The 12,716-nt window shown below is 34.3% G+C and carries 9 protein-coding genes and 1 pseudogene; all 10 read right to left on the bottom strand.

Going from position 1 to position 12,716, the window contains the following annotated elements; all coding sequences use genetic code 11:
• Positions 1 to 58 precede the first annotated feature (58 nt).
• A pseudogene (locus ACIQ7T_RS23860) lies at positions 59 to 397 on the bottom strand (DnaA N-terminal domain-containing protein); the annotation flags it as partial.
• A gap of 485 nt (positions 398 to 882) precedes the next feature.
• Positions 883 to 1,182, bottom strand: coding sequence for a hypothetical protein (locus tag ACIQ7T_RS23855; RefSeq protein ID WP_402874119.1), 300 nt, complete (start codon positions 1,180 to 1,182; stop codon positions 883 to 885).
• Between the two features lie 120 nt (positions 1,183 to 1,302).
• On the bottom strand, positions 1,303 to 2,154 hold the full coding sequence (locus ACIQ7T_RS23850) for a phosphotransferase enzyme family protein (protein ID WP_402874116.1): 852 nt from the start codon (positions 2,152 to 2,154) through the stop codon (positions 1,303 to 1,305).
• A 249-nt stretch (positions 2,155 to 2,403) separates the two neighbouring features.
• Positions 2,404 to 4,923 carry an FtsX-like permease family protein gene (locus ACIQ7T_RS23845; RefSeq protein WP_402874113.1) on the bottom strand — a complete coding sequence of 840 codons (2,520 nt, stop codon included), beginning with the start codon at positions 4,921 to 4,923 and terminating at the stop codon, positions 2,404 to 2,406.
• A complete protein-coding gene (locus ACIQ7T_RS23840; protein WP_370079891.1) occupies positions 4,920 to 5,672 on the bottom strand; it encodes an ABC transporter ATP-binding protein in 753 nt (250 codons plus the stop codon). Before ACIQ7T_RS23840 ends, ACIQ7T_RS23845 begins: the two co-directional genes overlap by 4 nt.
• Before the next feature lie 210 nt (positions 5,673 to 5,882).
• A complete protein-coding gene (locus ACIQ7T_RS23835; RefSeq protein ID WP_370079889.1) occupies positions 5,883 to 7,301 on the bottom strand; it encodes a HAMP domain-containing sensor histidine kinase in 1,419 nt (472 codons plus the stop codon).
• 3 nt (positions 7,302 to 7,304) lie between these two features.
• Positions 7,305 to 8,069: a response regulator transcription factor gene (locus ACIQ7T_RS23830; RefSeq protein ID WP_402874108.1), complete on the bottom strand. Its 765-nt coding sequence runs from the start codon at positions 8,067 to 8,069 to the stop codon at positions 7,305 to 7,307.
• Positions 8,070 to 8,801: 732 nt separating this feature from the next.
• Positions 8,802 to 9,593 carry a sporulation transcription factor Spo0A gene (gene spo0A / locus ACIQ7T_RS23825; protein ID WP_370079885.1) on the bottom strand — a complete coding sequence of 264 codons (792 nt, stop codon included), beginning with the start codon at positions 9,591 to 9,593 and terminating at the stop codon, positions 8,802 to 8,804.
• 339 nt (positions 9,594 to 9,932) lie between these two features.
• Complete coding sequence (locus tag ACIQ7T_RS23820; protein ID WP_370079883.1) at positions 9,933 to 10,880, bottom strand: SpoIVB peptidase S55 domain-containing protein; 948 nt, start codon at positions 10,878 to 10,880, stop codon at positions 9,933 to 9,935.
• 121 nt (positions 10,881 to 11,001) lie between these two features.
• Positions 11,002 to 12,693 carry a DNA repair protein RecN gene (recN, locus tag ACIQ7T_RS23815; protein WP_370079881.1) on the bottom strand — a complete coding sequence of 564 codons (1,692 nt, stop codon included), beginning with the start codon at positions 12,691 to 12,693 and terminating at the stop codon, positions 11,002 to 11,004.
• Between the last annotated feature and the right edge of the window lie 23 nt (positions 12,694 to 12,716).

Below are 12,716 nucleotides of genomic sequence, written 5' to 3'. Positions count from 1 at the left end.
TTACTATAATTTTAGTAATCCTTAAGTTTTTCAGTGCCCACTGCCTTTTTGCTTAGTTAATCCGCGCTGGCAGATCGAAATCGTCTGAATCGTGGTTTTTTTGAACAACAAACTCAATAAGCAAATCTTCGCCTGTAAGCGCCCCTACTATACCTGTAATCAAATGACTATAATGATTCTCAAGCCAATCTCGGGCAAACGAATTTGGTGCAGCAATCGCCACAGTTGAACTACTTCCATTGTAAGACAGTAATTTTGTAGACTTAAACCACGTTTCGAAGCTTGGTTTAGAAATTTTTTGTTCAACTTGAGCCAGGATAATATTCCATAATTCTTCTAAATTTTCAAAGCTACTAATCTTTACTGCGCTCTTTAAATTAAGAATCTCATCTGGCATTTGTCCTTCTACTTCAGCTTTTTGCTTTGCAGGTTCTTCAAACATTTTTGGGCTGTTAATAACCGTCTTTTGCTTTCCTAGTTCTTCGGCTAAGAAATTAAAATTCTTTTCAACCTTATCAAAACGTTTGTCCACTTTTTCAAAGCGTTGATTCATGTCTTGCTTCATTTCAGCCATTTCGGCTTTCAATTCTTGTAGCATTTCGATTATTGTTTTTTCAGTTTCGTTTGTCATTTTGGCTACTCCTTAATTTATGTATGATACCTTATTATTTCTCATCAATTATGCCTCGGCATAATTGCGTCCGAATCAGCTTTGTCTAGGCTCTTTATTTTAGTTGTATAACAGACTTGCATTTAATAATTCATTTTGCTGGTCTAAATCGAAAAAAGCTCTATTTACTATTTCGTACGAAAAATCCTTTACAATAATTTGATTTTCTATAAGAAGAACATTCCCATCCATATTCCGTTCCACATAATCCTTTAGGCCTTGTTTAGTGCAAATCGAACACCATCGCTAAAGGTAAAAGTCATTTCAACATGTTCTAAAGATTTTTCACTTGAATCAATTATTTCATCATCAAATTTCCATTTATCCAAAACAGGAACAGTAGTCCCGTGTGGAACAAAATAATATTTTTTATACCACCTTGTTCGGTTGTTATCGCCAACTATCCTTATCTGCTCTTTTTCCTTATTCTCCTCTATGACCACATATTCTTTTCCGCGAGTTAATGCTCCACTATAAGAACCAATACTGTTACAAATTACAATTTCCTTCAAATCAGATCATCCTTAATCATAAGTCTTTTGGATAATTTTATTCTATATTATCACAACTGTTTGCTATAGTTCCCGCCACATGATTAAAAGCGGTTTTTTCTTAACTCAGGCAAAAAACTACTATAAGGTTCTAATATATTTAATAATTTTATAAAAATAAAGGATGTGCTCTTTAGTGGATTGAATATCGACTTTCAATAAACTTAAAATTCCTTTAACATACCAAAGTTCTAACGTTTGGTAGAACTCATTCAAATTAACCGAAACTTCATATTCTGCTAAAAATACTTGAGTGTATGTATCAATTGTCTCTAAACTCGGAGGTAAATATGACGCAAAAATTGCTACTAAATCAAAATATTTAGGTCCTTGCCGTGCCTCACTAAAATCGATGAAGCAAACATTTCGTTCAGCAGTTAATAAAATATTCCATGCACCTAAATCTCCATGAATCCAATTCCTCTGGCTATGATCCAACGCCTTTAACTTTTCAATTGATGGGCAAAGTTCATCATAAATTTCTGGGAAGTTTTCATGCAAAAGTTCTTTTGTATCTCTCCATAACCTATCTAATGCGAAACGATTATGACGCGCTGGTTCATAATGAAAATCCTTTAAATATTCTTGTAACATCTGATAAGTATTTAAAATCTTTTGCAAAGGAGCTTTTTCATTTACTGAAGGTACGTAAACCTGTATTTGAAATAAATTCTTATCTATTTGAGTAAATGGCTCATCCGACTTTGAAGTTAAAATCTCACTCACAATGTTAATATTTTTTGTTCTAATATGTTGTATAAGTTTATATTCAAAGTAAGCCTGCACTTTCGTATCAACGGATTTCAAAATATATTTTTTTGAAGTATTTGTATGCAATAAATAGGTTGAAGCTGTTTTTCCATTAGTCAATAGAGTTTTATTTGTAATTGTAGGTATACCGAATTCCTTTACTATTTCTAAAAAATAATCCATAACTTATCACTCCTCTTCGCAAACAAAAGTTTAGAATACAAAAAGCCACGAAAGCTGATTTAACAGTAGTTCATGGTCATTTAAATGCACATTATCTATACGTTTTTTATAAACCGTACTAACTACTTACTTATGATACAGTTCTCTGTAACGTATATAAAGAGGTTTTCTCTTCTTTACGATCGATCAATTTATTTTCTCTAAGAATACGTGAGCAAGATTTGCTTACTTGTTAATGAGACAACCTATCTAGCGTAATCCCTTCATTACGTCTTGCCTCGTTGCCCACAGAGCAGGAAATAAAACTGCCGCCATACCTATTAATGGAGAAAGAACAATTATACCTCCCAGAAGTAAAGGCATTGATGGAAATGTAGTAGCATTTAAACTTTGAAGCAAACAGTATGTGGAAATCATCGATAACCCTACTGCAAATATTCCAACTGTTCCCGTTAAAAGAGCTCCTTCAAGCAATAGCAACGAAAATAACCGTTTCTTTGTATAACCAAGTACACGTAGCATACTTAATTCTTGGATTCTTTCCTTAATACTACTGGCTGTACTATTCATTAACCCGATGATAGTAAACAAAATGATTAATCCTACAGCTAGAAATAATATGAAAAAGCGTTGTAACAATTGTTCTTCTAAGTCATTCAATTCTTCTGCTCTATTATATAAAATTGTATTAGCATACTGCGGTTGTTGGATCAGTGATTGAACTTCTTCCATTGTTTCTTGTTGGTCTATATCTGATGTAATATTCATCTCTACACTATGAAGAGTATGAATCTGAAACATATCTTCCATATTTTTTTTAGTAGTGAATACTTTGTAGTCGTCACTCATGTGCTCTGAATTGGTTATAATACCTTCGACGATAAATTCTTTCTTATCCACTTCATCCACATTTTCAGACATATCAGCTTCTATTACATCGCCTAAATGATATCCTAATTTCTTTGAAGTAGACTCTGTTATCATAACGCCGTTAGGACTCAAATCTTCCTCTAGATGAATACCGTCCTTTATCTGAACCTCATTTTTATCTAAGCTGTATTGTAAATCAGTCCCACTAAGAGCAAGTATCACTTCACCTTGTTTTGAAGGGAGATTCATCGTATCAAACAGCTTTACATTTGTGTAAAAATGCGCCTCTATATTAGGGCTTTCACTGACAAGGTCATAGAATGAAAATGGAAACCCCTCTTCTATTTCTGATCCCACAGACACTAATTTCAAGTCATTTGGGTAAGTATCCTTGATTGTTTCAGTTGTGTTCACTTTAACACTTGTTAATACCACCATTCCTATAATAGAGATGATAACCCCTAAAGTGAAAATAGTAGAGATTTGCACATTTCTGCCTAATTGTCTTAGTAAATTTTTTGTAGCTAATAAGCCTTCTGCTCTAACCCTTAATTTTCGATCTAACAGACTTATTCCTTTCTCAAATAACACAAACATTAGAGGGATCGTCATAAATATTAATGCTATAAACAAAACTGCGTTAATAACATATATAAACCTCGATTGCCACTGCCATTGATTAAGGGCAAATAATATAGTTATGAATACTGCATACAACAAACTAATCATGAAATACCTTTTAGTAATACCTTGGATGTTTTTCACACCTCTATAAACAACAATTGGTGGAGAAAGACTTGCTATATAGCCAGGAATGAGTGAAGATAAAAAAATGATTACTGTAAAAATCCCCAAACTAAATAATATATCGTGGTATGGTAATACAATACCGGCATTTGGAATATTCATTAGTCTTAAAAACACATCAAGTGTAAGAAAAGGGACTAGAATACCAACAAGGATTCCCACTGCTACAGAAACTAATCCTACCATCATCGTTTCAATTAAAACTAAAAACATAATGTGTTTTTTCCCAAAACCTAATAGGCGTAGCGTTGCAAGTTCCTTTTGTTTTTCCTGAATGGACATTCTCATTGTGCTAATAAGTATCAATGCACTTATAAGGTAAATGGCAATATTAAGCCCCTTTACAAATGGTCCAAGCCCGCCAATATTATTACGTTCATTATCAATCTCTAATCGATTATCAATAAAAAAATCCTGGTTAAGCTCTCTCAATTCTTGAACAACATCCGATTTCTTTTCAATATCATCTAACTTAATAATCAATGCGGTTGTTATTCCATCGTTTAAAGTAACTTCTTGAAGCCAATGAAAGTCGAGAATGACCATATTCGATAAGGCTTCATGCTCTTCAGTAATTCCCGATACCGTAACATCTCTTTTCCCTTGTGGTGGAAAATTCATTTCTATCATCGAGCCAATTTGCAAATTATTCAATTTAGCGTATGTGGGAGAAATTAAAGCTTCTTGTGCTTTAGGGAAATTACCAGATTTTATTGATACAAACGGATATTCATAAGCCAACTCATCATTGTTAAAACCAATGTAAGTTGGTTCGCCCCACATATCATACTCTACTTCTTTGTTTAAGTATGGGTATAGGAAGGGACTTATTTTCTCCACTCCTTCTATCGTCTCTATCGTATCAATCTCTAATTTAGTAAGTGACTTATGACTATCTTGATAACCAACTATTATGTCAAAATCGCCATGCAAATCTTTGATTGTCTGTTCATTTGATTCTTGTAAACTAGCTAATAATATTTGCACAATTACAATTAGAGCAACACCTAGAGAAATACCTAAAACTAAGAATGCGTTTCTGGCCTTATGGTTGAATATTGAATTAATAGCTGCTTTAATAAATAATCTCATAAGCTTAGTTCCTCAATCTTAGATGCAATAATCCTGACTACTTCATGATCCTTCAAGCTTGAGTTTTTTAAATTTAGCGTATCGCAGATTTTACCGTCATGCATGAAAATAACTCTATCAGCATAAGCAGCTACATTTGCATCATGTGTTACTACAATTAACGTATGTCCCAGTTCCTCACAGAAGTTACGTAGAATACTCATCATAGCTTTAGAGGTTTTTGAATCAAGGCTACCAGTAGGTTCATCTGCTAGAATTAATTCCGGGTCATTTATAAGTGCTCTCACTATCGCTACTCTTTGTTGTTGACCGCCAGATAATAGATTAGGTTTAGATTGTATAAAAGAACCTAAACCAACCAAATGCAACAAGTCAATCGCTTTTTCTTCTAATTCTTTCTTATTCTTTACAGTTAGCATTGCTGGGAGGGTAACATTCTCTATAACGGACAATACAGGAATTAAATTAAATAATTGAAAAATAAACCCTATCTTTTCTCTGCGTAAACGAGTCAATTCGTGATCAGAATACCCCTTTATATTTTCACCACTTATCAGAACTTCTCCCTGATCATATGTATCTAGCCCAGATATCATATTTAAAAGGGTTGATTTTCCAGAACCACTTGTCCCCATTATTGCGACAAATTCGCCTTTTTCAATTTCTAATTCAATATGATTTAATGCCTTTACTTGACTTTGACCTTGACCATATATCTTAGAGAGTCCTCTCACGCTAAGAACTGACATTTTTTAATCTCCCCCTTCTTATTCTTGTAAGAATTATAGCCAAGGTAAATCAATTTTCTATATAATTAGTATCAAGATTTTATCAAGAAACATCATCCTTCTATACAACAACTAGGTATACTTTATACTCACTTTCACTGTTTTGAAAAAATAACAATCAAAAAAAAACGAAGGAAGCGATTTCCTTCATTTTTATGTTTTCTGATTATTTTATTCAATGATATTTTTAGGAATCTTTATAACAATCTTTGCCCCTTTTTCCACATCATTTGCGGCTTGGATTGTTCCACTATGCTTCTGAATAATAACTTGTGCAATAGTTAAACCTAATCCCATTCTTTGTCCATCGCTAAACTTTTCTTCATCTCCTTTATATAAAGGTTTAAATATGTGCTCAAGATCCTTTTCTGCAAAGCCCTTTCCATTATCTAAAATAATCGTTTCTATAAAACTATCCTTTTCTCTAATGAATATTTCTATTTTCTCTGTCGGTGGACTATGGCGAATACAATTGATAAGCACATTTTCAAATGCTCTTTTTAGCAATAGATAATCACCAGTAATGGGGAGACTCGTTCGATTAATTACTTCTAGCGTAAGTTTTTTCTCTGAAAGTTTAAAAAACAACATCTGCTTTAAATCGTGTAGTAGATCATTAACTTGAAATACTGTTATTTCTTCGAGTTTAATTTGTCCTTCAATATTTGAATAATTAGCCAAAGACGTGACCAATTCATTCAGATGATTTGCTTGTTTCATGCTCATTTCTAAATATTGCGTTTTCTTTTGTTCGTTTTTAAAAAGTCCCTTTTTTAATCCTTCCAAATAACCTCGCAATGAAAAAATAGGCGTCCTTAAATCATGAACAATGGAAGACACAAAGAGTTTTCTTTCATCTTCTAATCTTTCGTTATTCTCTTTCGACAATTTGAGATTTTTAGCCATTTCAATAAAGGCATGAGTGGTATAGTTCATTTCTTTAATGTTGGAACTTGGTAAATCTATGCTATATGTTCCATTCGATATAAGCTGGGAAGATTTATTAATAGCACGCAATGGCTTCATTAAATTTACTTGCAGAAATAATATATAGAGTATCGAGACTAAAGAAAATGCACCAATGTAAAAGACAAAATCGTAGTTCGTACTTTTAAGTTGTTCTTCTGCAGGTATCGGAGGAGGGCTAATATATACCGTTGCAATGAACGAATTATCAGCTGAATAAACATTATAATGAGCTGTATATAAATAAGATTGAACTAGATATAAATTAGATTTTTCATCGAGATTTTCTGAAAGGGCTTGATCACCTTCAGGGAGTAGAGTATTTTCAGGTTCCTTCATTCTTTCAGTGTAGAGCAACTCATCATCTGCAAAAATAATGAGCAGATCAAGATTATCTTCTTCGGCTTTCTTTCTTAATTGACTTTTCCATTCTTCCTTATCAAACTGTGTCTTATCAGTATTCACTATATTATTCTGCACCCATGAGTCCAAATCGAATCTTTGACTCTCTTTGGATGAAAAAACATTCGTTAGTTGTGAAGCAGTTTTCGCTAAAAGGATTGGCGTGAAAACAATAGCGATAAGGCTCAACGCAATAAACGCCTTAAAACTAATCTTTGGCATTTTTTATCCTCTCATTCCTTTATGCAACTGATAACCAACGGATCTAATTGTTTTTATCTCGGGAACTGAATCAAAAGGAGCTAGCTTTTCTCTTAATTTTGCAACATGGACTCGCACACTGTGAAACCCAGTTACATCGTCATTCCATATTCTATCTATAATTTGCTCATACGTTAGCACAATCCCCTCATTTTCCATAAAATAATATAATAAATCAAACTCAATTGTCGTTAGCTCTACTGCTTGTTGTCCTACCCCCACTGACCTCGTGTCTAGGTTTAATTCAAGTTGATTGATAGATAAAACCCTCTGCACATCTATAGCTTTCCGAGAATGTATAGCTATTCTTCTTTCAACTGCCTTGACCCTTGCCACGATTTCACTTGGACTTGCCGTTTTGACAATATAATCATCAGCTCCAAGCATGAGACCTCTAATTTTATCTGCATCGGTTTGATGATTGGCACTTAAAAATAAAATAGGAACCTCTGAATCTTTTCGAATTCTCTTGCAAAGGGTAAAGCCATCAGTTCCAGGCAGCATAATGTCTAAAATAATACAATCTATTGTCATTTGACGTAACAGTGTTTCTGCCTCTTCAGCATTTTTAGCACCATAAACTTCGTAATTTTCCATTTCTAGAAAATCAGTCATTAATTGAATAATTTCTATATGGTCATCAACAATTAAAATATTTCTAAAAGGCAATTTAACCACCTCTTTAATTAAATTTCTATAGCTTATTTTACCATTTTTAACTATCTTCATACTATTCTACTATATAATTCATTAAAGAGCATGCTTTACAATTCAAACAAACCACTTCTATTTATTTTTTAAGAAAGAAATTATGTCATAGAAAGTACAAGCTGTTCCAAAAAGATCTATTACTTTTATAGTACTAGATTGTTCTATTTCAAGAAAAGTTTATTTATAAAATGTTAAAAGTCTTGATTTTTTAAATGATACTTCTGCCCCCGAAACGTCTTATCGTCTGCTACACGCTCTCGTAACATGTTCACAAATTATGTAGAACACGGCAACAACGAAAATGTATTGTATATCCTGCGTAGCCATAGCCACTCAGACCTTCCATTCCTGCCCTTTATGTTCGGCAGCACCATTCAGTTACCAAAGCCAACAAGGAGGTTTCTAGCGATATCCTAGACGTTTGTATGTGGTAGAAACGTCATAACCTGTCAAGTTTAGTTGCAATTGGTATTACTAGGTATCCACCAATAGCTAGCTCATGCTGACTAAAAAAGACAATAAGAAACTGGACCTTTGCATTCGTCTAGTCCCTTTGCCACACAATCCAACATAAAACGGTCTATTTCATTATCGAAATTAGTCATAAAAAAAAACACCTCCATGAATGGGAATTCCCATAAATGAATGTGTTTCATAGTTTAATTCAATTATTATGATCTCAGTAATTAGTCGGTATAAATTCAATGAATTCTCTCTAAATAAGTCCTGTAATCTTTTGTGGCTCTAACCTTAACTCGCCATCATATCGATGCGAATCTTGTCTGCGATCATGGCGATGAATTCGCTATTTGTCGGTTTCGATTTTAAATGATGCACCGTATAACCAAACATCGACGAAATTGATTCATAATTGCCACGGTTCCATGCGACTTCAATGGCATGACGAATCGCACGTTCAACTCGTGATGGCGTTGTATTGAATTTTTTAGCAATTTCTGGATATAAAATTTTCGTCACAGAGCCCAATAACTCGATATCTTCGAACACCATCTGGATAGCTTCTCGCAGATAAGAGTAACCTTTAATATGAGCTGGAACGCCGATTTCTTTAATAATGGCTGTAATCGTGCTATCTAATTGATGTTGATTTAATTTTTGAGGTGCAGCTGGTTGTAAAACACTTGTCTTTTTAGGGAGTGTAGCCTTCTGCCCAGCACAATGTAAGATCTTTTGAACCAATTGATCAAATTCAAATGGCTTTAGCATGAAATAGGATGCACCTAAGTCTACAGCTTGTTTCATCACATCTTCTTGGCCAAAAGCAGTTAACATTATAACTTGAATTGATGACATTCGTTCATTTTGATACATCGACTCTAAAACAGCTAACCCATCAAGATGCGGCATGATTATATCTAGAAGCAAAATATCTGGTGCGAATTCTTCTAGCATTTGTAAACAAACTTTCCCGTTTGAAGCAGTTGCAATTATTTCAATTTCAGGATGCCCTTGAAAATACTGCTCCATCGTTTTTAATAACTCACGATTATCATCTGCAATCGCTACTTTAACCTTTGTCATTTAAATTCCTCCTTTTGAACTGTGCTTTGAAATACCCCAAAGCGTCACCTATCCCCTAATGCAATTTTTGCACACTTTGGAATTTTCGACATTTTCGTTTTAAAAACCTTTTCAATTTCCAAAAATGAGTATGTAGTCCGATACTTTCTTTTTATATCGACAAGTTATGATAAATACCTGCAAAGCTTCGAATGCTTATATCATTTATTTTAGAGAAAAAACGGAGATAAAACTACAGTTTTTTTTTAGTATCGCAAATCGCTTCATAAATAAACGAAATACTTGATGAACAAGATATTTTCATGAAGAATGGAGCTACCTTTTTGGCAGCTCCTTCTTTTAAGATGATTTTTTTAACATTTCTGCTACTGTAAGCGCTGCTCCCTTTTTTGGCTCCTCCACAAACATATGTGTAACCGCACCTACAAAACGACCGTCTTGAATGATAGGACTGCCACTCATCCCCTGCAAAATACCACCGGTTTTTTCAATGAGCTTTTTGTCAGTTACTATGAATTCAAGGCGTTCATTTTCAACCTTGGTAATTTCAATTGAAAAAGTTTCCACCTTACTGCCCTCAATCGCAGTATAGATTTCAGCCTTCCCTGTTTTTATATCCTTTTCATGCATAATTTCAATTGCTTTAGGCAAACTTTGTTGATAACCGTCTTCCCAACGGCCAAAAATTCCATAAACTGTATTTTTATCTATACTCCCTAATCGATTATGATGTTTTTCAATGGATGATATTTTATAGCCAGGTTGACCGGGTATGCTTTTACGAATTTGTTGAATCGAAGCTAAAAAAATGGAGCCAGCATGAAAAATAGGGGCTTCTTGTAACGTTGAATCAACGATTTGGTGGCCTAATGCACCGTAATTTTTTGTCTCTGGATCAATGTATGTCAATGTTCCTACTCCATCTGTTTCATCTTTTAGAAAGGAAATAACATGTTCTGCTTCTTGCTCCTGTAAATCAAGTGTCATTTCTTTTCCTTCACTTTTTATCGTCCATTTCTGTTGTCCTTGCCGAGCAACAGCTTTTTTGGCATCTACAAGCGTTTTTACTGTAATATCATTTATTTTTTCAATTACAGCGCCTCCTTTCATCCACTGATTGGAAGCTAACAGTACATCATGTGCTACAAATACATGTGATAGCTGAAGTTGAATACCAATTGCTTCGCCCATCGGAATAAGCTTTTTTGCGGCAAAAGCCTTTACGGGCATGAATAATAAAACGATGAGCATAGGCAAAATGACAAATTGACGCCAACGACGATACATACGACACCTCCTTTTTATTTTTGTCTTTTTACTATGTGTTTTTGTGGCGTTCTTATAAGCGGTAAATATTTGCGCAAAAAGAAAAAACCCAGAAACAACGAGCTGTTTCTGGATTCTTTTGCTATCTCATTTGTTTTTTTCGTGCATTAGCCATGTTTAAGAGCTCTGTTGCATGCTGCAAAGTTAAATCTGTAATTTCCGCTCCAGACATCATGCGACTGATTTCTTCAATACGAGCATTCGTATCTATTTCCAGTAATGACGTAAATGTTCGATCATGCTCGACTTCTTTTTTAATAAAATAATGATGATCAGCCATCGCAGCCACTTGCGGTAAATGCGAAATACATAAAACTTGAGAATTAACGGATATTGCAGCAATTTTTTCTGCAATTGCTTGTGCTACACGACCACTTACACCTGTATCTACCTCATCAAAAATAATAGATGTTATGCCATTAGAGGAGGAGAAAATCGTCTTTAACGCAAGCATCATACGCGATAATTCTCCACCAGAAGCAATTTTCGGTAAAGATTTTGGCGGCTCACCGACATTCGTAGAAATATAAAAAATTACTTGGTCTTTACCATTTGCATCAAAGTAAGGCAATTCATCAAAATTAACAATGAATTTTGCTTTTTCCATATGTAATTCACGTAGTTCGGCCATAATAGCTTCACTTAAATTATGTGCAGCGTCCTTTCGAACAGTAGAAAGTTCTGCAGCAAGTTCAGTTAATACTGCTTCCATTTCCAATACTTTTCGTTCTTTTACTTGTAAAATTTCGTCTCGATTTAAAAGCTCATTTAACTCTGTTTTAATTTTATCGTAATACGCTAAAATTTCTTCAACTGTTGAACCATATTTGCGCTTCAAATTTTGTATTAAGGCTAAACGTTGCTCAACTTCATTTAATCGAGCTGGATCAAATTCTAATTCATCCAATACATTTTTGACCTGGTAAGCAGCATCCTGTAATGCATAAAATGCAGTCGTGACAGATTCTGATGCTTCTTTAAATTGCTCGTCAACTGTCGCAGCATCTTCTAATGCACCCATTGCATTGCCAATCCAGTCAAGGCCTTTTGAATCACCTTGAATAGCTTCATATGCGGCACTCGAGCGTTCGAAAATCTTATTGAAATTCATTAAACGGCGACGTTCATCCAGCAACTCATCTTCCTCGCCAAGTTTTAAATTGGCATCCTCTAGCTCTTTCATTTGGAATTGGTACAAATCAATACGTTGCGCCATTAACTGTTCGTCAATCGAAATCGAAGCTAATTCTTTTTTAAGTGAACGATATTCATCGTATTGAGAACTGTACAAATCTTGAATAGGTGTTAGTTGTTCCTCAGCAAAATGATCAAGTAAATAGATATGCTGTTTCTCATCCATAAGCTCTTGATTTTCATGCTGACCATGAATATCGATAAGACTAGCCCCAATATCACGTAGTACAGATAATGGCACAAGTTTACCGTTTACTCGACAAACACTTTTTCCAGAATCATTTAAATCACGGCGTAGAATAATGGTATCTTCTTCTATTTCTATGCCCGCCTCTTCAAGTTTCTTATAAACAGGATGCCCAGAACTTGAAATTTGAAATAAACCACCTAATTCAGCCTTTTTAGCTCCATGACGAATAAATTCGGAATTCCCTCGGCCGCCAGCAAGTAAATGCACGGCATCGATAATAATTGATTTTCCTGCACCCGTTTCACCTGTTAAAACTGTTAAACCATCTAAAAAACTAACTGTTAAATCCTCAATGATGGCAAAGTTTCGAATACTAAGCTCTCTTAACACAAATTGTCACCTCTGTATCAAAT

The sequence above is a fragment of the Lysinibacillus sp. NPDC096212 genome, assembly GCF_044763105.1.
Taxonomy (GTDB): domain Bacteria; phylum Bacillota; class Bacilli; order Bacillales_A; family Planococcaceae; genus Lysinibacillus.
The sequence above is the reverse complement of the archived record's forward strand: the minus strand, read 5'-3'. Positions and strand labels throughout refer to the sequence as shown.